The organism is Jonquetella anthropi DSM 22815 (assembly GCF_000237805.1).
In the GTDB taxonomy this organism is placed as follows: domain Bacteria; phylum Synergistota; class Synergistia; order Synergistales; family Dethiosulfovibrionaceae; genus Jonquetella; species Jonquetella anthropi.
In genome coordinates this window covers 58,206-79,703 of the sequence record NZ_CM001376.1, presented here as the reverse complement: position 1 = coordinate 79,703, position 21,498 = coordinate 58,206, and the positions used below count along the sequence as shown (strand labels likewise).

General features: G+C 65.8%; 20 protein-coding genes and 1 pseudogene. 2 read left to right on the top strand and 19 right to left on the bottom strand.

Features of this window, described 5'->3' with window-relative positions:
* Nucleotides 1-52: 52 nt before the first annotated feature.
* The 5 genes and pseudogenes from JONANDRAFT_RS00385 to JONANDRAFT_RS00365 form a co-directional block, all read right to left on the bottom strand.
* Nucleotides 53-1,288, bottom strand: a pseudogene (locus tag JONANDRAFT_RS00385) (aspartate kinase).
* A complete protein-coding gene (gene dapD, locus JONANDRAFT_RS00380; protein ID WP_008522327.1) occupies nucleotides 1,285-1,983 on the bottom strand; it encodes a 2,3,4,5-tetrahydropyridine-2,6-dicarboxylate N-acetyltransferase in 699 nt (232 codons plus the stop codon). The pseudogene JONANDRAFT_RS00385 and the gene dapD overlap by 4 nt, the downstream one beginning before the upstream one ends.
* Nucleotides 1,980-2,645 carry a 4-hydroxy-tetrahydrodipicolinate reductase gene (locus JONANDRAFT_RS00375; RefSeq protein ID WP_008522326.1) on the bottom strand — a complete coding sequence of 222 codons (666 nt, stop codon included), beginning with the start codon at nucleotides 2,643-2,645 and terminating at the stop codon, nucleotides 1,980-1,982. Before JONANDRAFT_RS00375 ends, dapD begins: the two co-directional genes overlap by 4 nt.
* Entirely contained in the window at nucleotides 2,642-3,526 is an 885-nt protein-coding gene (gene dapA, locus JONANDRAFT_RS00370) for a 4-hydroxy-tetrahydrodipicolinate synthase (RefSeq protein WP_008520020.1), read from the bottom strand. Before dapA ends, JONANDRAFT_RS00375 begins: the two co-directional genes overlap by 4 nt.
* Before the next feature lie 29 nt (nucleotides 3,527-3,555).
* Nucleotides 3,556-4,539, bottom strand: coding sequence for an aspartate-semialdehyde dehydrogenase (locus JONANDRAFT_RS00365; RefSeq protein ID WP_008522324.1), 984 nt, complete (start codon nucleotides 4,537-4,539; stop codon nucleotides 3,556-3,558).
* 384 nt (nucleotides 4,540-4,923) lie between these two features.
* Here JONANDRAFT_RS00365 and JONANDRAFT_RS00360 point away from each other — a divergent pair, with 384 nt between their 5' ends.
* Together JONANDRAFT_RS00360 and JONANDRAFT_RS00355 are read left to right on the top strand one after the other, a co-directional pair.
* Nucleotides 4,924-5,580: a GntR family transcriptional regulator gene (locus JONANDRAFT_RS00360; protein ID WP_008522323.1), complete on the top strand. Its 657-nt coding sequence runs from the start codon at nucleotides 4,924-4,926 to the stop codon at nucleotides 5,578-5,580.
* Nucleotides 5,577-6,302, top strand: a complete 726-nt coding sequence (locus JONANDRAFT_RS00355; RefSeq protein ID WP_008522321.1) for a YdcF family protein — start codon at nucleotides 5,577-5,579, stop codon at nucleotides 6,300-6,302. The genes JONANDRAFT_RS00360 and JONANDRAFT_RS00355 overlap by 4 nt, the downstream gene beginning before the upstream one ends.
* A 21-nt stretch (nucleotides 6,303-6,323) precedes the next feature.
* Here the strand turns inward: JONANDRAFT_RS00355 and JONANDRAFT_RS00350 are convergent, their stop codons facing one another.
* The 14 genes from JONANDRAFT_RS00350 to JONANDRAFT_RS00280 all read right to left on the bottom strand — a co-directional run bounded on the left by JONANDRAFT_RS00350 (nucleotide 6,324) and on the right by JONANDRAFT_RS00280 (nucleotide 21,497).
* Nucleotides 6,324-7,604 carry a replication-associated recombination protein A gene (locus JONANDRAFT_RS00350; protein WP_008520012.1) on the bottom strand — a complete coding sequence of 427 codons (1,281 nt, stop codon included), beginning with the start codon at nucleotides 7,602-7,604 and terminating at the stop codon, nucleotides 6,324-6,326.
* Nucleotides 7,597-8,475: an HAD family hydrolase gene (locus tag JONANDRAFT_RS00345; protein ID WP_008520010.1), complete on the bottom strand. Its 879-nt coding sequence runs from the start codon at nucleotides 8,473-8,475 to the stop codon at nucleotides 7,597-7,599. Before JONANDRAFT_RS00345 ends, JONANDRAFT_RS00350 begins: the two co-directional genes overlap by 8 nt.
* Nucleotides 8,476-8,738: 263 nt before the next feature.
* Nucleotides 8,739-9,281, bottom strand: a complete 543-nt coding sequence (locus JONANDRAFT_RS00340) for a cob(I)yrinic acid a,c-diamide adenosyltransferase (protein ID WP_008520008.1) — start codon at nucleotides 9,279-9,281, stop codon at nucleotides 8,739-8,741.
* A gap of 8 nt (nucleotides 9,282-9,289) precedes the next feature.
* Entirely contained in the window at nucleotides 9,290-9,964 is a 675-nt protein-coding gene (locus tag JONANDRAFT_RS00335; RefSeq protein WP_008522319.1) for a hypothetical protein, read from the bottom strand.
* A 142-nt stretch (nucleotides 9,965-10,106) separates the two neighbouring features.
* Nucleotides 10,107-11,426 (bottom strand): cobyrinate a,c-diamide synthase, encoded by a 1,320-nt coding sequence (locus JONANDRAFT_RS00330; RefSeq protein WP_008522317.1) that lies wholly within the window; start codon nucleotides 11,424-11,426, stop codon nucleotides 10,107-10,109.
* On the bottom strand, nucleotides 11,423-12,415 hold the full coding sequence (gene hemB, locus JONANDRAFT_RS00325) for a porphobilinogen synthase (protein WP_008522315.1): 993 nt from the start codon (nucleotides 12,413-12,415) through the stop codon (nucleotides 11,423-11,425). Before hemB ends, JONANDRAFT_RS00330 begins: the two co-directional genes overlap by 4 nt.
* A complete protein-coding gene (gene cobA, locus JONANDRAFT_RS00320; protein WP_008522313.1) occupies nucleotides 12,412-13,893 on the bottom strand; it encodes a uroporphyrinogen-III C-methyltransferase in 1,482 nt (493 codons plus the stop codon). The genes hemB and cobA overlap by 4 nt, the downstream gene beginning before the upstream one ends.
* Entirely contained in the window at nucleotides 13,890-16,034 is a 2,145-nt protein-coding gene (gene hemC, locus JONANDRAFT_RS07880; protein ID WP_008522311.1) for a hydroxymethylbilane synthase, read from the bottom strand. Before hemC ends, cobA begins: the two co-directional genes overlap by 4 nt.
* The gene (gene cobJ / locus JONANDRAFT_RS00305) at nucleotides 16,031-16,768 is read right to left on the bottom strand and encodes a precorrin-3B C(17)-methyltransferase (RefSeq protein WP_008522309.1); all 738 of its coding nucleotides are present in this window, start codon (nucleotides 16,766-16,768) and stop codon (nucleotides 16,031-16,033) included. Before cobJ ends, hemC begins: the two co-directional genes overlap by 4 nt.
* Entirely contained in the window at nucleotides 16,765-17,790 is a 1,026-nt protein-coding gene (locus tag JONANDRAFT_RS00300; protein ID WP_008522307.1) for a cobalt-precorrin 5A hydrolase, read from the bottom strand. Before JONANDRAFT_RS00300 ends, cobJ begins: the two co-directional genes overlap by 4 nt.
* Nucleotides 17,787-18,545 carry a precorrin-4 C(11)-methyltransferase gene (gene cobM / locus JONANDRAFT_RS00295; protein ID WP_008522305.1) on the bottom strand — a complete coding sequence of 253 codons (759 nt, stop codon included), beginning with the start codon at nucleotides 18,543-18,545 and terminating at the stop codon, nucleotides 17,787-17,789. Before cobM ends, JONANDRAFT_RS00300 begins: the two co-directional genes overlap by 4 nt.
* On the bottom strand, nucleotides 18,542-19,771 hold the full coding sequence (locus JONANDRAFT_RS00290) for a bifunctional cobalt-precorrin-7 (C(5))-methyltransferase/cobalt-precorrin-6B (C(15))-methyltransferase (RefSeq protein ID WP_008522303.1): 1,230 nt from the start codon (nucleotides 19,769-19,771) through the stop codon (nucleotides 18,542-18,544). Before JONANDRAFT_RS00290 ends, cobM begins: the two co-directional genes overlap by 4 nt.
* Nucleotides 19,750-20,871: a cobalt-precorrin-5B (C(1))-methyltransferase CbiD gene (cbiD, locus tag JONANDRAFT_RS00285; protein WP_008522301.1), complete on the bottom strand. Its 1,122-nt coding sequence runs from the start codon at nucleotides 20,869-20,871 to the stop codon at nucleotides 19,750-19,752. The genes JONANDRAFT_RS00290 and cbiD overlap by 22 nt, the downstream gene beginning before the upstream one ends.
* Entirely contained in the window at nucleotides 20,868-21,497 is a 630-nt protein-coding gene (locus JONANDRAFT_RS00280) for a precorrin-8X methylmutase (RefSeq protein ID WP_008522300.1), read from the bottom strand. Before JONANDRAFT_RS00280 ends, cbiD begins: the two co-directional genes overlap by 4 nt.
* Between the last annotated feature and the right edge of the window lies 1 nt (nucleotide 21,498).

Genomic DNA, 21,498 nt, shown 5'->3' with positions numbered 1-21,498 from the left:
GCTGAGCGCCCGCGCCGCGTCACAGCCTCGGCCGCGCGCTCCCCTCCGACCATCACTCGACCAGACCGAAGCGCTCCATCAGCGCCTTCTGAGCCTTATCTGCTTCCGCGTCCGGGACGAGAACCGAGATTTTAATTTCCGACGTGGTCACGCTGAGGACCGTGACGCCGGCCTCAGCCAGAGCGGAGAAGAACTGGCCGGCCACGCCGCTTGCCGACTGCATGCCGACGCCGACGGCCGAGACCTTTGCCACTCGGTCGTCAATCGTCATCCCGCCGGCGGCAGGGAAGCGCTTGAGGGTGGCGCAGATGGCCTCCACGTCGCTCGACGCGGCGGAAAAGCCGAGCGCCGCCGTCCCGTTCTCTTCGGACGTGGACACGATCATATCCAGATTGATTCGCTGTTCGGCCAGGGCGGTGAAAAGCCCGGCGCCGAACGCCGTTTCAGCCGGCACGCCGGTCAGGCTGACGCGCACTTGGCCTCGGGCCAGCGCGACGCCGGTCACTACCGGCTGTTCCAGCCATTCGGGAAGTCCTTTCACGATGTACGTTCCCCTCTCTTCGCTAAACGTCGCCCCGCAGTACAGCGGCACGTCGTATTTTTCGGCGATCTCAACCGCCCGGGAGTGAAGCACCTTCGCCCCCAGCGACGCCAGTTCGAGCATTTCTTCCCACGTGACATATTCCAGCCGTTTGGCCCCGGCAACGGCGTGCGGATCGCCGGCGAAAACGCCAGCCACGTCGCTGTAAATCTCGCAGGGACAGCCGAGCGACGCGGCGATAGCCACGGCCGACGTGTCGCTGCCGCCCCGGCCCAGCGTGGTCAGGTCGCCCGACGCCGTAATTCCCTGAAAGCCAGTGACGACGACAACGCCGCGCTCGTCCAGCTCACGGCGGAGCCGGGACGAGTCAAGGTCCCGCACTCGGGCGGAACTGTGAGTCTCCGTCGTCATCATGCCGATCTAGAAGGCATTCAGCGAAACCGCCGGAATCCCAAGGTCGTTTAACGCCATGGAAAGCAGGGACGCCGACACCTGCTCGCCGGTGGCCAGCAGCATGTCCATCTCCCGGCCGACTGGATGAGCCGACACGGAATTAGCCAGGTCAATCAGGCCGTTGGTCGTTTTGCCCATCGCCGAGACAACGACGGCAATTTTTTGGCCGTCCTTCCGACACGACGCGACCTGGGCCGCTACCTTCCGTATCAGTTCGGGCGTGGCGACCGACGAGCCGCCGTACTTGTGCACCGCGATCGACGCGGAAGGGAACGGACGAAACGGCGCGCTCATAGCTGCCTCAGCGCCTCGACCAGCGCTGTCTTCGATTCGGTTTTGCCGTCAACTTTTTTGATGACTCGGGCCGGACAGCCGGCGACGACGACGCCTTCCGGCACGTCCGACGTGACGATCGCCCCGGCGGCCACGACGGCGCCGCGCCCGACGGATACGCCCTCGAGGACGACCGCGTTGGCGCCGATCAGCACGTTGTCGCCCACAGTTACCGGTTTGGCCGAGGCGGGCTCCACCACGCCGGCCAGTACAGCGCCGGCGCCGACGTGGCAGTTCGCCCCCACGACGGCCCGGCCGCCTAGGACGGCGTTCATGTCGATCATCGTTCCCGGCCCGACGGACGCGCCGATGTTGAGGACCGCGCCCATCATGATCACCGCGCCGCGGCCGATCTCGACCATGTCGCGGATCACCGCGCCCGGCTCAATTCGAGCCTCGTATTGGCTTAGGTCGGCCAACGGGACGGCCGAGTTCCTAGCGGCCACCTCAAAATCGGCCGATTCAATTCGGTCTTCGTTCGCGCCAAGAACGCGGCGAAGCTCGGCCAAGTCGCCGGAGACCGTGCCGAACTCGGAAGACCCGACGAACTTCAGGTCCCCCCAGTCGATCCCCTTCAACCTGCCGGAGACGAACGCCCGAACGGGCGTCCGCTTTTTGGACGTCTGAATGAGACGAATCACGTCTTCGGTGTTCATGAGTTCCGCTCCCGCTCCGTCTGAAGCACGTCGATAAAGCTGTAAAGCCCCGGCCGAGCGGACGCGGCGAACCGGCCGGCCCGGACAGCCCCGGCGGCAAAGACGCTTCGGGCAATGGCCCGATGGCTCAGGGTGAGGACTTCCTGCTCGCTAGCCAAGACGCAGATGTGATCTCCCGGGACGCCGCCCACCCGAAGCGAGTGGGTGACCGCGTCGCGGCCAAGAGCTTTCTTCAGCGCCAGCGCTGTGCCGCTGGGCGCGTCCTTTTTGGCCTTGTGGTGCGCCTCGACGATCTCGCAGTCCCAGTCGGACAGCAGCGGCCCGTAGTCGGCCAAGATCATTGACAGGACGGCGATGCCCAAGGAGAAGTTGGCGCTCTGCACCACCGCGGCGGTCTTTGCCAGCTCGGCGGCCTGACGGCGCTGGGCGTCGCTCAGGCCGGTCGTCCCCAAAACGAGGGCGCAGCCGAACCGGCGGCACGCGGCCAGCGTGAGTTCCAGCGCCTCGGGACGGGAGAAGTCAAAGATGACCTTAGGCGTCCCGGTCTCGTTCTGCCCGGTGATTGACGCCTCGAAGACGCAAGCCTCCGGGCCGAGAATTTTCCTGATCTCGCCGCCCATCCGCCCGGTTGAGCCGACGAGGCCGTATGAAAAACCGGTCACGACAGCAGATCCTGTTCAGCCAAATCGGCGTCCAACAGCATTTCCGACGCCTTCGCGGCCGGCACCAGCGGCAGGCGCAGCTCGTTTTTGCACAGCCCCAGCCGGGCCAAGGTGTAGGTGACCGGAATGGGGTTGCTTTCCACGAACAGGTCCTTCATCAGGGGCAGCAGCTTGAGGTGCATGTCCCGAGCCTCTTCCAGCCGGCCGGCCAACGCGGCGCGGATCATGTCGCTCGTCTCGCGGGGCATGAGGTTGGACAGAACCGAAATGACCCCGTCGCCGCCCGAGCAGACCAGATGAAACGCCTGATCGTCGTTGCCCGAGAAGACTTTGAAATCGGGGCGGACGACCCGAAGCCGGCGGATCAGGTCGTCACAGGCGAACTGGTTCCCGCTGGCCTCTTTGACGCCGACGATGTTCTCTATCGTCGCCAAGCGGAGCACCGTGGCTGGGCTCATGTTGCACCCGGTCCGGCCCGGCACGTTGTAAAGGATTATTTTTCCCCGGGCGGCCCGGGCCACCGCGGCGAAGTGCTCGAACAGGCCGTCCTGCGTCGGCTTGTTGTAAAACGGCGTGACGACCAAGATCCCGTCGGCGCCAAGTTCCAGCGCCGATTGGGACAGTTCAATCGTCGAGGCGGTGCAGTTTGTCCCAGTGCCGATGATGACCGGCACGCGCCCGCTGACCCGCGACAGGGCGAACCGAACCGCCTCGTCCCGCTCCGGCCGGGACAGAGTCGCCGCCTGGCCGGTCGTTCCCAGAACGATCAACGCTTCCACGCCGCCTTCGATCTGCCGCTCGATGAGTTTTTCCCAGCACGGGTAATCGATCGCTCCGTCTTTAAACGGCGTCACGAGCGCCGTTCCAGTTCCTCGAAACATTTTTCGTCCTCCTTCCGGATTTTCCTCAGCTATTTGGCCGCGCCGTTCAACTCGGCGTGCCGCCTTAAAATCCGCACCGCGTTGGTCGCTGCGCCGACGCGAATGTTGTTGGCTACGTTCCAGAACGAGAAGGCCCCGGCGCCGCAGCTCCGAAGGCGCCCGACGAACGTGGCGTCGCTCTCCGGCGCGTGGGTCAGAGGCGTGAGAAGGCCGTCTTCCCAGACCACGTTCGGCGACTGGCGCATGGCCTCCCGAACCTCTTCCAGATTCTCAAACGGCCGGGCCGTGCGGCAGAAGACAGACTCGCTGTGCCCGTACATCACCGGCACGCGAACGGTCGTCGGCCAGCACTCTATCGACCCGTCGCCGAAAATCTTTCGCGGCTCGACGATCATCTTGACCTCTTCCTCGCAGAAGCCGTCCTTCCCTTCGCCGCCGATCTGCGGAATGACGTTCCGCCAAATCTGAGCCGGGAACTTCTTGTGCTCCGTCGCCCCCTTCTCTTGGGCGAGGAGCTCCTCAATGCCCCGATGGCCCGCGCCGCTGACCGCCTGATAGGTACTCACGACGATTTCTTTAATGCCCCAGCGGCGGTAAACTTCCGACAGCGACAGCACCAGCTGAATCGTCGAGCAGTTCGGGTTAGCCACAATGCCCCGGTAGCCCTGGAGCAGACCGCCGTTCACCTCCGGCACGACGAGCGGTACGGCCGGGTCGCCCCGCCACGCCGAACTGTTGTCAATCACCGTCGCTTTGGCCGCGGCCGCCCGGGGCGCGAACCGCTTGGACAGCTCGCCGCCAGCCGCCAACAGGACGTAGTCGAAGACGCCGTCAAACGGCCACGCCTCGTCCAAAAGCTCAACGGTCAGCTCTCCGCCGCGCCACGGCAGCTTCTTTCCGGCGCTGCGCGCGGAAGCGAAAGCCCGCACCTCCCCGCGAACGTCCTGAAGCTCCAGCTGACGGAGCATCTCCCGTCCGACTTCACCAGTTGCACCGACGACGGCAATTCTCATTCCGCATATCCCCTTTTGGCCGCAAAACAGCGAACCTCATATTGTCCTCTATTGTACCAGTCCTGCGCCGCACGGCCAGAGCAGTCGAGTTTCGATCAGTCCGCCTGCGGATTCCGACCGGCCTCAAGAGGCCGTTGCTTATTTTTCGGAATATTGTGCCACAATGATGGCTTCAATAAAACGCCGTAAAATTAACGAGTTTTCCTTTTTCCGTCCATTTCCGCCGGCCTGAAAAATCCCGCCGCCGGTCGAAAGAAAAAACTCCTTGCCCCGGCCCTCTTTCCACCTTTTGATGTTTTTTGTATAATGGACACAAAATACGAATTTTCTGACTGTCCCGGCCTATGGCAGGGCCGTTTTATTTTGTGAGGGGGAAGTAACGCGATGGATAATCCTTTCCGTCCAGCCAAGACTCTTGACCTGCGTCAGGTAGTGTACGAGAAGATCAAGGCCGCCATCGTCAGCGGGCACCTCGCCCCGGGCGAGAAACTTTCCGAAGTCGATTTGGCTTCCAAGCTGGCGGTTTCGCGCACGCCTGTCCGCGAGGCGATTCGCCAGCTGGTGAAAACCGGCCTCGTGACGCTCACGCCCCGCAAAGGCGCCTACGTGACCTGCCCGACCGCCGAGGACGCCGAGCAGCTTTACGCCCTGCGGGAAGACTTGGAGCGGTTTGCCGTGCAGCTGGTGGCGCGCCGGACGCCCCGAGGGGAGCTTGAAAAGTTCCGCGCCCAGTTTGCCGGCATGAACGACAGCACGACAAAAGACGAGTACCTGCAGGCCGACTACCTGTTCCACCAGTTCCTCTACGAGAGTTCGGGCAATCGGTTTCTTCAGGAGGTCCTCAGCGACCTTGTCGATCAGATCAACCTGTACCGGCCCTATTCGCTGATCGATCAGCGGACGATTCTCGAGCTGGCGCAGGAACATATCCAAGTCATCGACGCGCTGTTGAACGGCGACGGGGATCGAGCTTCCCGGGCTATGGGCGACCATATCCAGCACAACTCGGAGGCCCTTGAGTCCGCCTTGACCAGGGCATGAGTTTCCCCTGCGCCGGACAGGAATTCCTCAGCAGCGCCCTGCTGTTCGCCGCCTCCCCGCTGGGACTACTGCTCTGGGGGACAGCGCTCTGGCTCCTTTTGGGCCGCCGAAAGCGGTGGCTTGCCGCCGGGCTGCTCGTCTTCCTCGCGGCCTGCACGCCCCTCGGCGGGAAGTGGGCCCTTCGGGCTGTGGAATCCTTATGCTCTCCCCGGTCTGACCAGAAGCCGGCTTCCGTTCTGGTGCTTTCCGGCGGCGCCGTCTTCGACGGCGTGAGGTTCACCGCGTCCCCCGCGTCAGTCCGCCGGCTTCGCTTCGCCCTTCAGCAGACCAACGGCGGGCCGATTCTCCTGTCGGGCATCGAGTCGCCGCTTCTGCTGTCGTGGCTCAGCGAGCGAAAGGACCTTCGGGAAGTTTTAATCGAGCGGTCGTCCCGGACGACCGAGGAGAACTTCCGCTTCTCCGCGCCGATTCTGCGAAAGATGAGCGGCCCGACGGCCCTTGTGACCGACAAGTTTCACATGGCCCGAGCCGCCCTGTGGGCCCGGTTTTACGCGCCGGACGTCCAGTTCGTCTTCGCGCCGGTGCCAAGCTACGCGCCGCCGGTCAGACTGCCGTTTGACCTGCTGCCGTCGTCCAAGGGGCTGGACTACACGACGATGGCGCTTCGCGAGGCGCTGGCCCTGCTTCGGGACCGGCTCTTCATCGCGTTCCACCGGTCATAACCATAAAAGAGCGGCGAGCCGTCAATCCGGCTCGCCGCTCTTTTCGTCTTTCTCCTGAAACCTCCGCCAGAACATAGCCAGCCTGGCGGCAATCCGGGACTCGACGCCCATGCTCCCCGGCTCGTAGAACCGCCGCGGCTTGGGCAGGTACGCCTGAGCCGTCCAGTGGTTGGGGAAGTCGTGAGGGTACTGGTAACCCGGCTGTCCGTTGATCAGGTGCGACGGCACGGCCAGCAAGTCCCCCCGTCGGATCGCGTCCTGCGCCTTGCCGACTGCCAAATAGGCGCTGTTGCTCTTGGGCGCGGCGGCCAAGTACAGCGCTACTTCGCTCAGGATAATCCGCGCCTCCGGCCAGCCGACCCGATCGGCCGCGTCAGCCCCGGCGGTCGCCACGACAAGCGCCTGCGGGTCCGCCAGCCCGACGTCCTCGGCGGCTAGGATCATCAGCCGCCGGGCGATGAACCGAACGTCTTCCCCGCCCTCGATCAGCCGGGCCAGCCAGTAGACCGCCGCGTCCGGGTCCGAGCCGCGAATGCTCTTGATCATCGCGCTGATGACGGCGTAATGGTCGTCCTGCCGCCGGTCGTGCCGGACAAACGCCGCCGGCAGGCTTTTCGTCAGGTCGTCTTCCTCAATCGTCCGACGGCCCGAAACGGCGATCGCCCGGGACAAAAACTCCAGCCGGGTCAAAGCCTGCCGCCCGTCCCCGCCCGCAGAGGCCGCGATCGCCTCGATAACATCATCCGACGCGGACAGCTCCAGCTCGCCAAGCCCGCGTTCCCGGTCGGTCAGCGCGCTCTTGAGGATCTCGACTAGGTCCTCTTTCTCCAGCGGGCCGATCTCAAACACCAACAGCCGGGACAGGAGCGTCTTGTTGATCTCGAACCGAGGGTTTTCGGTGGTCGTGCCCACCAAAATCACCTCGCCCCGCTCCACCGACGGGAGCAGAGCGTCCTGCTGGCTCCGGTTAAAGTGGTACAGCTCGTCAACGAAAGCGATAGCCGATCGGCCGCTCAGCCGCCGCAGGTCAGCCGCCCGATCCACCAAATCCCTAAGCTCGCTCACCTTGGCGCTGACCGCGTTGATCTCCAGAAGTTCCCGGCCGGTGACGCGCCCCATCAGGCGGACCAGCGCGGTTTTTCCCACGCCGGGCGGCCCGTAGAGAATACAGCTCGGCACGTCGCCCTCTTCGAGGAAACGGCGAAGCGGCGCGCCGGGCGCGAGAATCGAGCTATGACCGCGGTACTCGTCCAAGCTCCGCGGCCTCATTCGTTCGGCTAACGGCGTCTCCCAATCAGTCATCGTTTTGCTCCTCCGTCACGGACAAAAGCGGCCAGCGGCCGCCGAGCCACAGTTGAACCGCGTCCTTGACCGACAGGCCGGCGAGCCCGGCAGGCAGGCCCGGGCAGGCCCGCCACATCGGCTCAGCCAGAAGCCCGACGGGCACGCGCACTTCTCTGGCGCCGGAAGCCGCCGCCCGTTCAAGGCTCAGCCAGCCTTCCAGCGACGTCAGGTCGCCGGCTCGGACGAACTCGGAACCGACCTCTGCGCCGTGATATTCCCACGGCACAAACGTTTCCCTCTCGCCGAGCGCGCGAACGAAATCGGTCAGCCGCGGATAGACCGCGTCGGCCCACGAGGCCCACGGGCCGTTCTTTTGGACGAGCGCGGCCCTCATGCAGGCCCGGCGCGCCGCCAACAGCTCGTACACGTAATCGCCGACGACCAAACAGTCTTGAGACCGCACGTCCAGCAGGTCGCACACGTCCCACAGGGCCCGAGGGTCGGGCTTGACGTGCGGCGCCTCGCGGGTGACCGTCACCGGCGGCAGGGTCACGCCGATGTTCGCCGCTGAGCGGTCCAGAGACGACCGGCTGTTGCGGCTCAGCACGGCGTATTTCTTCCCCTGCCGAACGAGCCAGCCCAGAAGGTCCGACGCGCCGGGGACAATCTGGGCGGCGCAGGCGCCGCGAAGCTCCTCGGCTTCGATGGCTTCCCGGCACTGGGAGCGCTCGGGCTCGTCAAGCAGGGCCATTTCTTCCAGCAGGGACGCGTGCCGGCCGCCGAAGAACCGATCCCGTATCGGCTGAAAGTTCAGGCTCGTCTCGGCGATCACGCCGTCCCAGTCCAAGATGTACCCTTCAAATTCATCCAGCGCCAGTTGGGGAACCATTCGCGGACCTCCTTCATCTGAAAAAGAACAAGGCGGAAGAGGCCAGGCCTCTTCCGCCGATCGACTGAACCCGCAATGCCGTGTCATGGTTGTTTTGACCCGATCCAAAAGTTTTGACCCATACGAAGACACCCACGGGCGCTCCCATCCGAGTCCCAATTGAATAGGTTGTTGGCTCAAAACTGAAATCACGATCACGAACACCACAGGAGACCGTCTTCAGCCTGATTATAGCACAACAGGGGAAATTGCAAGCCCCCACTTCAGCTGTTTGACGAAATACAGGCCCGTTGTCCCCGCTCTTCCGGCCGGCCCTTCGCCTCCGCCCGCTCCCACAGAAGAAGGGCGTAGATGACGTCCGACAGCCGGTTGATGTAGGCGAACTGCTCCTTTGTGACGACGCCGGACCGGAGAAGCGGCACAGCCAGCCGTTCAGCCCGCCGGGCGACCGTCCGCGCTAGGTGAAAGGCCGCGTCGGCGGCGCTTTCGCCCGGCAGAAGGAACTCAAACGAATTTCCGCAGACTTGATGAGCCTCTTCGGTCCACCCTTCAAGCTCGGCAATCGCCAGCATCGGCCTGCCCGAATGGGCGAGAACCCCCATCAGCTCGAAAAGGTTTTCCTCCAGCTTTTTCATCCGCTCCTTCACAGCCCCACAGGCGCTTGACGCGCGAGCCAAACCGCAGAACGCCTGACACTCGTCCAGCGTCCCATACAAACAGACCAGCGGATCGTCCTTGGCAAGCCGAGTGCCGTCGTACAGCGACGTCTCGCCGCCGTCGCCGGTCTTCGTCGTGATCCAGACCATCTGTCGAGCTACTTCCCGAGCCGCTGAGAAGCGACGAACTCGGCGCCTTTCTCCCCAAGGGCGCAGACCGCTTCCTTCGGACCGCTCACGCTCGCGCCAAGCCAAGTGCCGCCGTCATCAACTAGGATCTTCTTCTGGACCTCGTACGTCCCGTCCTCGCTCAGCGTGATCGTCACGCACCAGTCGTCGCCGTGCACCGTCAGGAAGTCGGCGCAGTTCTCCCGGTCGGCGACTTCCTCTGACTCGCTTTCTGCCGTCGTGTTGAAGACGTTGAACGAGCCCCACGCCCGAGCGTCCACGCCGCCCGGCGCGGCGAAGATCACGCCGTCACCGTTTGCCGAGTCGGGCTGCTTCTGCCAGTCAGCCGGCGCGGTGACGAAGAAGTTAAACCGCGGCACGCCGAAGTCCTTCAGCTGAGCCTTCTGACCTTGAGGTTTTCCCTCGTCCAGCTGCTCCGCGTCAACCCAGCCGAAGCTTTTCAGGTGATCGGTCACAAACACAATCGTCTTGACATGGCCTAAAACGGTCACCGTTTCTCCGGCCTTGACGGTGCACTCGCCGTTCTCCGAAGTCTCTCCGACCCCCTGCAGAAGGACGTCCTCCTTCAGAACTCCAAAGGACGCCGCCTGAAGGACGCCCGCCCCAAGGACAACCGCCCCTAGCGCCAACAAGAAACGTTTCATCTCGCTCACCTCGCAGATAAATAATCTCACTTGATGGCTGTATCTTAGTTTATCGCGCAGGAGGCCGCAACCGGTCAGCCCTTTTCCCACCCTTCACAAAAGAAAGGCCGCCTTCCGTTTGGAAGGCGGCCTTTCCTTTTCGTCAGCGGAACGCGGCGCAGGTCCGAAGGAAGTCTTCGACCATGAGGGACGCGCCGAGCGGGTGCGTGTGCCCGAAAAGGGCGACGAGCCCTTCCCGGACGAACCCGCCGGGCCAGCGGGAGCCGTTCGACGCTTTGACGGCCCAGACGTTGGCCTGCGGCTCCTCCCACTCCCAGTATCGATACTCGTGGGCCGGGACCGTCCGCCCGTCCATCTCCAACGTGACGTACCCAAACCCGGCGCGACGGTCGGTCCGATAGACCGTCCCGGGCAGGACCCCCCACAGCGGGAGCAGCTGGCCGTCAGTCCTAGCGTTTTCGGCCAAACAGGCCGCGCCCAGCCCTTCGGCCCACAGCGGTAGGCCGGCCCGCACTCGGCTCGACAGGTCGGCGGCCAATGAGCGGTTGGCGCTGACTTTGCTGATAGGGTCAAACGTTCCGCCGCCGCGAATCCACAGGCCGTTTAAATCGTCGGGCAGGCGGGCGTCGTTCATCGGGGAGAACGGGACCCAACTCACGCCGGCCCGTTCCAGTTCGGTCAACGCGGCGGGGTAATCGGCGTCAAACGCTTCGTCGCGGGCCAGCCCGATCCGAAGGGGAACGGGGCTCGGCCGAAAGGCCGGGCCGGCTTCCGCGAGCGGTCGGGCCGTCTGGGCAACCGAAAGCAGCGCCGGCCAGTCGATACACTCCTGCGCCGCTTCGGCAAGCCGCCCGATCAGGGCGCGTGAAGCGGAAGCGTCGGGACAGACGAGCCCGAGCTGCCCGTCTTTGAGCCGGCAGTCGGGCAGTTCCGGCAGATATCCTAGGGCAGGCACGCCGCAGTCGGAGCACGCTTTTTTCAGCAGCTCGGCGTGAGACGGGCCGCCGGTTCGGGTGAAGATGATGCCGCGAACGACCGGCGGATTCCAGAACGAGACGAACCCTTTCACCAGCGCGGCGGCCGATCGGCTGATTCCCCGAGACGGCACGAGCAGGACGACCGGCGTTTCGGTTTCGCGGGCCAGTTGGGCGGCGCTGAGCCGGTCGGTCGAGCCGAGGCCGTCGTACAGGCCCATGGCGCCTTCGATGATTCCAAGGTCGGCGTCCTGACAACTCCGGGCGACGAGCGCCCGAACGGCGTCCGCGCCCAGCAGCCAAATGTCTAGGTTATGGCTCCGCCGGGACATCGCCAGCTCGTGAAGCCGCGGGTCGATGAAGTCCGGGCCGGACTTGAACGGCTGAGCCGTAACGCCGCGGCGGGCCAGCGCCGCAAGCAGGGCCATGACGGCGGTTGTCTTGCCGGTCCCGGAGAAGGGCGCGGCGATCAGCAGGCGGCCGGTCAACGGAGGAATCCCTCGTCAATCCAGCCGGCCAGCTCGGGCGCGCTGTAGGTGATGATCATTCCCGCGCCGGCGCGGATAATGCTCGTCGCCGCTTCGCAGGTCACAGCCCGCTCGTCAATCCAGCCGCGAGCCGCGGCCGCTTTGATCATGCTGTACTCGCCGCTTACCCAGTAGCTGGCGATCGGCAGGTCGGTGCGCTCCCTCAACCGGGCGACGACGTCCAAATAAGCCAAACCGGGCTTGACAATGAGAACGTCGGCGCCTTCGTCCTCGTCGAGCAGAGCTTCCTTGATGGCTTCCCGGCCGTTGCGCGGGTCCATCTGGTAGCTTTTGCGGTCCCCGACGGCGGGCGCGGAGCCGGCGGCCTGACGGAACGGGCCGTAGAACGACGAGGCGAACTTGGCCGCGTAGGAGAAGATAGCCCGGTCGAGAAATCCCTGACGGTCCATTTCCTGACGGAGCGCCGCGACTCGGCCGTCCATCATGTCGGACGGGGCCGCCGCGTCAGCTCCGGCGTCCAGCAGGGAAAGGGCCGCTCGAGCGAGCAGCGGCAGCGTGGCGTCGTTGTCCACCGTCCAACTTCCCCGGTCGTCCTGTTTCAGACAGCCGCAGTGGCCGTGAGACGTGTACTCGCAAAGGCACACGTCGGCGATCAGGGTCATTTCCGGGTGACGGAACCGGGCGCACCGAAGGGCCTGCTGAACCGGCCCGTTCTCGTCCCATGAGGACGAGCCGATCTCGTCTTTGTGGTCGGGCAGGCCGAAGAACAGCAGGGACTTCACGCCCAGAGCCGCCAGTCGGTCGAGCAGTTCGGGCAGCCTGTCCACGCCCCAGTGGTACTGACCGGGCATGGCGCTGATTTCGTCCTTGGCGTCCCGCTTGGCGGTCACAAACAGCGGGTAGATGAGGCTGTCTTTTGAAACTCTCGTCTCGGCGACGAGGTTTCTCAGCTGAGCCATCCGGCGCAGCCGTCTTGGTCTGTTGTTCAATTCGCTCTCTCCTTTTGCGTGGCTTTTTCGCTTCGCGCCAGTTCCAACAGCGCCGCCGTCATGCTCTCAAAGCTGGCCTGACGAGCCGTGACGGTCTGAAACCCGAGCTTTTGAGCTTCCTCAGCGGTCGTCGGTCCGATGCAGAGCGCCCGGGCTCCCGGGGCCTTCCATCGCCTGACGAACCCGCGGACGGCCGACGGGCTGGCAAAGGTCACCCAGTCGGCGCTCAGGCTGCCGACCTCTCCGCCGTCCATCTCGTTTCGGTACAGCGGGTACTCGTCAAGCCGACATCCCGACCGGGCCATTTCTCGGCTCAAGACGTCCGTCGCCTCCCACGCGCGAAACGCCGCGGCGCTGGAAGTTTTCCGCGCGGCTAAGGCCTCCGCCAGATGGGCGCTGTCGAAAACGTCGGGCACTAAGTCCACGATGAGGCCACGGGCTTCCAGTTCCCGGGCCGTCGCCGGGCCGACGGCGGCGATTTTCGCGCCGGCAAAGGCCCTCACGTCCCAGCCCTTTTGGGCCAGCCACTGGAAGAAGAACTCCACGCCGTGAGCGCTCGTAAAGACGAGCCACTCGTGCTGTCCCGGCCTGAAGTCCGATAAGGCAGGAGACGAGAAATCAGCCCGCGGGTCGATGGACGGCCGGACGAGAACCCGAGCGCCCCAGCGGGCTAAAGTTCCGGCAAAGCGCGGCGCGTCGGAGGCGCCGCGGGTCACGACGACGGTCAGGTCCTTCAAGGGCAGCATGTCTGAAAAATCTAAGTTCAGCGACGCGACGCCGCCGACGACGGCAAGAGCCGGCGAGGCGACGCCGGCGGACCGGGCCAGACCGGCAATTGAGCCAAGCGTCCCTCGAACCGTCCGCTCCCCTTTCATGCCGCCGCGCTCCACGACCGCCGCCGGGGTCGATTCGTCCAACCCCGCGCCGATCAGACCCTCGGCGATTTCTTCCAACGCGCTCGTCCCCATGAGGAACACGAGCGTGCCGCCGACCGCCGCCAAGGCCTTCCAGTCTGGCTTCCAGCTGCTTCCCCGCTTGGCGTGGCAGGTAATCACCGTCACAGACGAGGCGAAGTCCCGGTGCGTCACCGGGATTCCCCCGCAGGCGGCCGCGCCGAACGCGGACGTTATTCCCGGCACGACGCCCACAGGCACGCCGCAGGACGTCAGGTGACTGAACTCTTCGCCGCCCCGGCCGAACAGGTAGGGATCGCCGCCTTTGAGCCGGACGACGGCCTTTCCCTCTTGAGCCAGACGAACCAGAATGCCGTTGATCTCTTCCTGCGGCACCGGGTGGCTGCCGCTGCTCTTTCCCACGTCGATCAACTCCGCGTCCGGACGGGCGAGCTCGAGGATCTCAGGCGAGACGAGCCGGTCGAAGACGACCGCGTCGGCCCGGGACAGCAGGTCGGCGCCGCGGCGGGTCAGCAGCCCCGGATCCCCGGGGCCGGCGCCCACAAGCCACACGGCGCCGGTCACAGTCCGTCTCCCCGGCGTTTGAGCCGGTCGGCCAGCTCGGCCGCCAAAGAGGGGCCGTCGGCGGCCGGGCCGGAAATTTTCCCTGAAAGCGTCTTCCCGTCAGGCCGCACGTACAGGCCGATCATCTCGATCGTTTCTCCGTCCACTCGCGCGTACGCGCCATGCGGCGCGGTGCAGCCACCGTTCAGTCGGTCGATGAAGGCCCGCTCGGCCAAGCAGCAAGTTCTCACGGCCGGCTCGTCGAGCTGGGAGACTAGGTCAAACACAGGACCGTCGAAGGGACACTGAACGGCCAGCGTCCCCTGTCCGGCCGACGGGATCATTTGATCGGGCGAAAAGACCCGGCTCACCCGCTCTTGGAGGCCCAGCCGCCTGAGACCGGCTTCGGCCAGTATCAGCGCGTCAAACTCACCGCCGTCCAGTTTGGACAGCCGGGTCCGCAGGTTGCCCCTCAATGGGACGAACTGGGCGTCCGAAAAGAGCGCCCGCCCTTGGGCGATCCGCCGGGCGCTGGACGTGCCGATTCTGACGGGACGGCCAGTCAGGCCGGGCCGAAGCACCAGACAGTCGAACGCGGTCTGCCGGTCCATTAGGGCGGCAAACGCCAGCCCGTCCGGGCAGGACGACGGCATGTCCTTCAGGCTGTGGACGGCCAAGTCCGCCTGCCCTGACAAAATAGCCCGCTCCAGCTCCTTGACAAAAAGGCCCTTGCCGCCAGCCGACTCAAGCCGCCGGTCGGCCACCGCGTCGCCTCTGGTTCGGAACGGGATAATCTCCACGTCAAACCCGGTCGCCTCGTGCAGGCGTTCGGCCACGAGCCGGCTCTGAGCCATGGCCAGCTCGCTTTCCCGGCTGGCCAGCCGAAGAGGCCGGCCGAGCGGCACGTCCCGGCACATCTGAGGCCATGCGGCTCGAAGGCGAGCCGCCAGCTTGGCCGTGCGGGCCGGCGACAGGCTACTGGTCGAAAGGGCCGCTACGTCGCTGCCGAGCCTGACGACCGCGGGAAAGACGAAGTCGTTCCCCTGCCGGCTGTCCGCCCGGTTGACCGGTATGCCGAGCCGCCGGGCCGTCTGGACGATTCGCCCGTTGATCGACGGGTCGTCGGTCGCCGCCAGCACAACCGTCGCGCCGTGACAGTCGCTTTCCTGCCACTGGCGCGCGCACCAGGTAAAGCCGTCGCGGCCGGAAAGCTGCTTTGACGCGGCGCACAGCTCCGGCGCGACCATGAGAACCCGAACGCCACAGGAGAGCAGCGCTCTGGCCCGCCGAGCCGCCACCGGGCCGCCGCCGGCCAAGAGGACAAAGCCATCGTTCAGGTCAAAAAACAGCGGCACGAGCGCCTTCTGCTCCGGCACGTCCTCCCGCGCCGGGGCGGTAAGCTCGCCGCCGGTGATATTTTTCAGCGACTGGACAATTCGTCCGGCGTCAACCGCCTCGTCCCCCTCAAGGGGGCGAGAGATCACGACGAGCCCCACACCCAGCGCCTCGGCGGCTGCGAACTTCTCAGGCGCGCCGCCCGCCGCGCCGCCGTCTTTTGTCACCAGCCACGCGGCGCCGCTTTCTTTGAGCTGAAGCTCGTTGGTCGCCTGAGAGAACGGCCCGGTCATGGCGATGACGTTCGCCGGCCCCAGCCCGAGGGCGAAGCACTTTTCAAGCGACGCGAGCGCCGGCAGGATTCTGACGGTCAGCCGCTCGCCGGCGCCGCGCAACGCGGCGAACGGCTCGAGCTCCTTGCTGCCCACGGTCAGGAATATTTTCCCCGACGTGTTTGCCAAAAACTCCGCCGCCAGAGCGGCAGTCGGGAACACCTTCGCGCCAGCCGGCAAAGGGGTCGCCGCCCGACCGAGGCGAAAGAACGGCACGCCCGCGCGGCGCGACGCCTCTCGAGCGCAGGCGGTCACCTGTTGGGCGTAGGGGTGGGAACCGTCGACGACCGCCAAAAACTTTTCCTGAGCCAGCAGGCCTTCCATGGCGGCCTCATCAAGCCGCCCGGCCCTCACCTCAAGGCCCGGTCGCTCGCCCCAGAACGAAAGCCCTTCCGGCGTGGCGACCGTGGCCAGCAGTGAAAAGCCCTCGGCGACCAAGATGTCGGCCAGATTTTTGGCGTCCGACGTGCCGCCGATCAGCCAAATTCGTCTCATGCTTCCGCCTCCCGGTATCCTCTCGGCGTGACGAGCCGGCCGTTCAGCCGCTTGGTCTGCGAGTTGCCGATAATCACGGTGGTGAACATGTCGAGGGTCTGACAGCGAAGCTGTTCCAGCGTCCCGACGTGAACCGACTCGCCCGGGCGGCCGATGTTCCTGACCCACCCGGCAGGCGTTTCGCCGCTTCGGCAGATTAACAGCCTGTCGCAGGCCAAGCGCAGCACGTCAGGCCGGCCGCGGCTGGCCGGGTTGTACAGACACAGGATAAAGTCCGCGGCCGCGGCCGCGTCGAGCCGCCGCTCGATCAGGCTCCACGGCGTGAGCCGATCGCTCAGGCTCACCACCGCGAAGTCGTGCCCCAACGGCGCGCCCAAGCGAGCGGCGGCCGAACAGGCGGCGGTGACGCCCGGTATGATCTCCACCTCCGGGCCAGAAGTGCCGCACAGCTGGAGAACGAGCCCGGCCATGCCGTAAACGCCCGGGTCCCCGCTGCACACGACCGCCACGTTCTTTCCGCTTCGCGCCAGCTCGACGGCCCGTCGGCACCGCTCCACTTCCAGCGTCATGCCGGTCGACTCGGTGGGCTTGTGGGGGAACCGCTCCCTGACTAAATCAATGTAGGTCGAGTACCCCACTAGGACGTCCGCTTCCTCCATGGCCGCCAGAGCCCGGGGCGTGCACTCGTCAAGCGTTCCGGGCCCCAGCCCAAGAACTCGTACCAATCCGCTCACCGACTGTCCTCCCCTCCAAGGCGGGCCAAGGCAAACGTGACCCCTGAGCCTTTCCACTTGCCCTCGACAAGACGCCCGCCGCCGCTGACCGCCATGGCGGCGCGCTCACAGACGCAATCAACTCCGACGTTTGATATAACCCATTCCGATCGGCTGAAATTCCCCAGCAGGGCCATCAGCCCGTCGGCCGAGAAAAACTGCGGCGCGGCTGAAAGGCTTTCGGCCAGAGCCAATAAGCCGGGCTCGTTCTTTTTGAGGTCGACCGAAGCCACCCGGACGATCGACCGAACGGACCAGCGGACCGCCGACGCGAAACGCTCCAGCTCGGCTTTCAGGGCCTGAAACGAGACGCCCCGGCGGCACCCCACGCCGAGGGACAGAACCGGCGGCCTGAGCCACAGGGTCCGCTCAAAAGGATCCGAGAGGATCCGCGCGCTGCACGCGGCGCCGACCGGGCCTTCGGCCCGGGCCTCGAATCCGTCGGGGACTTCGATGTCCTCGTCGCTCCACCAGCCGGGGGCGCCGCCGTCCAAAAGCAGCGCCGAGACCGGCGCGATCAGCGGCGGGTTTTCTATCCTCAATCCCCGATCCGCCGCCCATGTGTCGATAGCCGTCAGGCCCCGGCCGTCGGTGGCCGTCGTCACGACCGCTGCCCCGCCCAGCGCGTCGGCCACTCGAGCCGCCAGCCGGTTTGCGCCGCCCAGATGCCCGGAAAGAAGCGACACGACAAACCGGCCGCCGTCGTCAGCGACCAGCACGGCCGGGTCCGTCGTTTTGCTTCGCAGGTGCGGCGCGACCAGCCGAACGGCCAAGCCGCAGGAGCCGACGACCACCAAGCAGCGGCAGGAGTTGAAGTGCTCCTTCGCCCAGCCGGAAGAGCTTTCGACGGCGGTCACGCCTTCCCCGGCCAGCCGGGCCGGGGCCGAGAGGGAAACGCTCCACCCCCAGGACTCAAAGAGTCCGGCGATCCGACGGCCCAAGGCGACGCCGGCGGCGCTGAACGCCACGATCCCCGCGTTCACTCTTCTGACTTCCTATAGCCGTGGCCGAACGACCGGTCGTACAGCAGAGACGTCTGGACAGGCGCCCGCGACAGGGCGCCGCCTACCAGAATCATCGTCGTTTTTGTCATGCCGAGGCGGGCCATCTCACCAGCCAGATCGTCCAGCGTCGTTTCGGCCGTCCGCTCGTCGGGCCAGCTGGCCTTGTAGACCGCGCAAGCGGGAGTCGAGCCGGGTAGCCCGGCGTCAAGAAGCTCCTGAACGGCCTCTTTAACCAGACCGGCCGAGAGGAACAGCACCATCGTAGAACCGCACCTCGCTAAGTCGCTGAGCCTCTGGCCGTCCGGCACGGGCGTTCTGCCCGCCTGCCGGGCCAGTATCACCGACTGGCTGACGCCCGGCCGGGTCAGCTCGGCCCGAAGCGCGGCGGACGCGGCACAGAACGAACTGACGCCGGGGACGACGTCGTAGGAAATTCCCAGCTCGTCCAGCCGGTCCATCTGCTCCCGAATGGCTCCCCACAGGCACGGGTCGCCGGTGTGAAGCCTGACCGTGACGCCGCCCCGGGCTTCGCCTTCCTGCAGCGCGAGAATAATTTCGTCCAAGCTCATGGACGCGCTGTCGAGAACGACGCAGGACGGCGGGCAGAACGACAGCAGCGCCGGGTTGACTAACGACCCGGCGTAGACGACCGTTGACGCCCGCTTCAGCAGCTCGGCGCCCCGGACCGTGATGAGGTCAACGGCGCCTGGGCCGGCTCCGACAAAATGAATCATTTCCCCGTCTCCTCCGCCGTGACCGCGTACCACAGGGTCACAGGATTCTGCGCCCGATTCAGGTGAACTCGGCCGATCTTCTGGTGTTCCGTCACCGTCAGCGTGACGGCTTCCGCGCCGACGAAAAGCGGCGGCACGAGACATCGGGCCGCCTGCGCCGACGTCTCGATGGTGGCCGACGAGACGACCACAGAAATTCCGGCGCCCCGAGCGGCGACGGCCTGTAAAATCTCGTCCAGATTTCCCGACGAGCCGCCGACGAAGACCCGATCGGGCGACGGAAGGGCCTCTAAGGCCTCGGGCGCTGTCCCAGCGACGACTTTGACGTTGTAGGCGCGGAGAGCCGCGGCGTTCGCCCTGATGAGTTCAATCCCCTCCGGCTCGCGCTCGACCGCCCAGACGATCCCTTCCGGCGCTGCCAAAGCCAGCTCAACCGAGACCGAGCCTGTTCCGGCCCCGACATCCCACAGCACGTCGCCCGGCTGGGGCGCGAGGAGCGACAAAATCTGCGCCCGGACAAACCGCTTTGTCATCGGCACGTGGCCGCGGGTGAAGCTCTCGTCTTTCAGCCCCGGCCAAAAGCGGCCGGACGGCGAGCCGTTGAGGAACCGGGCGACCGACATGCCGCCAAACGGCAGGTCAGCCAAGTCCCGCGCGGCCCCCGAAGCTATCCGTTCGTCGTCGTGGTCCAGCCGCTCCCCGGCGGCGGCAGAGACGCCGCCGAGGCCGAAATCTTCCAGAACACGGCACGCCCACGCGGGCGTGTGGTCTTTGTCGCAGAACAGGACCGTCAGCCGGTTGGCCTTCACAGTCCCGGCCAGCCGTTCGCCGGTCAGATCCCGGCCGTGGCCGCTCAGAACAACCGCCCCTTCCCAAGGCTCTTTCAGCTTGGCGAACAGGCTTTGAAGGGCGCCGGAAGCGGGCAGAACTTCCATCGCGTCCGGGCCGAACCGTTTTCGGAGCCGGTCAAGCAGGCTGAACAGGCACGGGTCCCCTGTGACTAACAAACCGACGTCCCCTTCGGCCAGCGCCCATTCCAGCTCGTCGAGGGACGGGTCAAGTTTCGGGCCGAACGGCTCGACCGGCCGGCCCAGCAGGCCCGACAGGAGACGGCGCGGCCTGTCAAACGCGTAGACTTTCGGCAGAGAACGGGCCAGCTCAAGGCACCTGAGGGGAACGCCGCCGGGGTTTCCCGGCCCGGCCCCTATGACAAAGAGTTTTCCCATACCGCCTCGTCCTCCCTGATCTCTGACGCCAGCTCTTCCAGTCCCGCCGACGCGCCGAGCAGCTGGCCGTCGTTGTCGAGGAATGCCGTCTCTATCCGCACGTCGCCCCACAGGTACGCCGCCGCTTTTTTCTGGGCCGCCAGCGCCGCCCGGCCCCAGACCGACTCCAAGCCGGCCCGGCAGAGGATCTCCCGGACCGCTTCGGTCGTCGTGGCCGCGTAGATGTCGTTCAATACCGGCAAGGGCGCGCCTTCGAGCGCCGCGAGGGCGCAGAGCGTTTCCATTCGCCCGTCGGCAACCCGGCTGTGAGTCTGGAATATCCCGGCGGACAGCTTAATCATCTTGCCCGAGTGACCGGCCAGTATGAGGCCGGTCACTTCCAGCCGGCGGGCTTCCCGCAACATGAACCCGACCTCGTTGCCCATCTGGACCGTGCTGGACGGGCCGAGCTTCAGCAGCTTCTGAGTCATCTCCTCGCCCATGTTGCCGAAGACGAAGACAAAACGCCGCCGGCCTTTGGCGGCTTTGACGTCCAAGTCCGCCTTGAAGGTGGCTTTCAGCGCCTCTTCGCTCATCGGGCGGACGATGCCCGACGTCCCCAGCACGGAAAGCCCGCCGACGATTCCAAGCCGCGGGTTGTAGGTGCACCCCGCCACCGTTTCGCCGCCGGGAATCGAGACTGTAACGTCGGCGCCGCGGGGCAGCACTTCAAGGACCGCTTGGGCGATCATCTGCCGGGGAACCGGGTTGATGGCCGGCTGGCCCGGCTGAACTTTCAGGCCCGGGCCTGTGACGGTCCCCACGCCAGCGCCGGCGCAGAACGTCACCTGACCGTCCGTTCGGGGACGCACCCGGCTCTGGACGGTCAGGCCGCTCGTCACGTCCGGGTCGTCGCCGCCGTCTTTGACGACGCCCGCTTCAGCGCCGCCCGGGCAGGCTCGAACCCACGCCACGTCGACGGACAACTTCCGCGCCGGGGCGTCCACCGTGACCGAGTCGACGATCCGCCCGTCCCGGATAAAAAAAGCGGCCGCCGCCGCGGCCGCCGCCGCGCAGCTTCCGGTCGTCACGCCCTCGCGCAGAACCCGCTCGGCTCTCATCGAGTCAGTCCGTAGGCCAGAGCGTTGACGATAGCCGCCGCCACGTTGGAGCCGCCCTTGCGGCCCATGGCAATGATGCGCGGCACGTCCAGAGCCTTGGCCATTTCCTTGGACTCGACCACGTTCACGAACCCGACCGGCACGCCGATAAGGAGCGCCGGGCGGACCTGCCCGGCCTGAACGAGCCGACACAGCTCGACGAGCGCCGTCGGGGCGTTGCCGATAGCAAAAATGGCTTCCGGCGTCTCGCGCGCGGCCCGTTCCATGGACACGACGGCCCGGGTGACTCCCCGTTCTTTCGCCTCCCGCGCCACGTCCGGGTCGGCCATTCGGCAGACAACTTTGCAGCCCAGCAGGTTCATCGCGTGAGAGGATATGCCGCTTTTAGCCATGTTGGTATCGGTTACCACCGTCGCGCCGTTCGACAGGGCCCTTCGGCCCGAGCTGACGGCGTCGGGCGAGACGAACAGGTTGTCCAAGTAGTCGAAGTCGGCGGACGTGTGAATGACCCGCTGAAAAAGCGACAGCTGGTCGGCCGGAATCAGCTTGGCCCGGTCGCCCATTTCCTCCAGGATGATTTCAAAACTTCGGCGCTCGATCGCGTCAGGCGGCAAAAATTGAATCACG

What these genes read in the sequence shown, in the direction of transcription:
- JONANDRAFT_RS00335 (WP_008522319.1), bottom strand. Translation starts at nt 9,964, where the DNA reads ATGAAACGTTTCTTGTTGGCGCTAGGGGCGGTTGTCCTTGGGGCGGGC.
- cobM (WP_008522305.1), bottom strand. Translation starts at nt 18,545, where the DNA reads ATGATTCATTTTGTCGGAGCCGGCCCAGGCGCCGTTGACCTCATCACG.
- dapD (WP_008522327.1), bottom strand. Translation starts at nt 1,983, where the DNA reads ATGAACACCGAAGACGTGATTCGTCTCATTCAGACGTCCAAAAAGCGG.
- JONANDRAFT_RS00290 (WP_008522303.1), bottom strand. Translation starts at nt 19,771, where the DNA reads ATGGGAAAACTCTTTGTCATAGGGGCCGGGCCGGGAAACCCCGGCGGC.
- JONANDRAFT_RS00360 (WP_008522323.1), top strand. Translation starts at nt 4,924, where the DNA reads ATGGATAATCCTTTCCGTCCAGCCAAGACTCTTGACCTGCGTCAGGTA.
- JONANDRAFT_RS00340 (WP_008520008.1), bottom strand. Translation starts at nt 9,281, where the DNA reads ATGGTCTGGATCACGACGAAGACCGGCGACGGCGGCGAGACGTCGCTG.
- JONANDRAFT_RS00345 (WP_008520010.1), bottom strand. Translation starts at nt 8,475, where the DNA reads ATGGTTCCCCAACTGGCGCTGGATGAATTTGAAGGGTACATCTTGGAC.
- hemC (WP_008522311.1), bottom strand. Translation starts at nt 16,034, where the DNA reads ATGAGACGAATTTGGCTGATCGGCGGCACGTCGGACGCCAAAAATCTG.
- JONANDRAFT_RS00355 (WP_008522321.1), top strand. Translation starts at nt 5,577, where the DNA reads ATGAGTTTCCCCTGCGCCGGACAGGAATTCCTCAGCAGCGCCCTGCTG.
- dapA (WP_008520020.1), bottom strand. Translation starts at nt 3,526, where the DNA reads ATGTTTCGAGGAACTGGAACGGCGCTCGTGACGCCGTTTAAAGACGGA.
- cbiD (WP_008522301.1), bottom strand. Translation starts at nt 20,871, where the DNA reads ATGAGAGCCGAGCGGGTTCTGCGCGAGGGCGTGACGACCGGAAGCTGC.
- JONANDRAFT_RS00365 (WP_008522324.1), bottom strand. Translation starts at nt 4,539, where the DNA reads ATGAGAATTGCCGTCGTCGGTGCAACTGGTGAAGTCGGACGGGAGATG.
- JONANDRAFT_RS00350 (WP_008520012.1), bottom strand. Translation starts at nt 7,604, where the DNA reads ATGACTGATTGGGAGACGCCGTTAGCCGAACGAATGAGGCCGCGGAGC.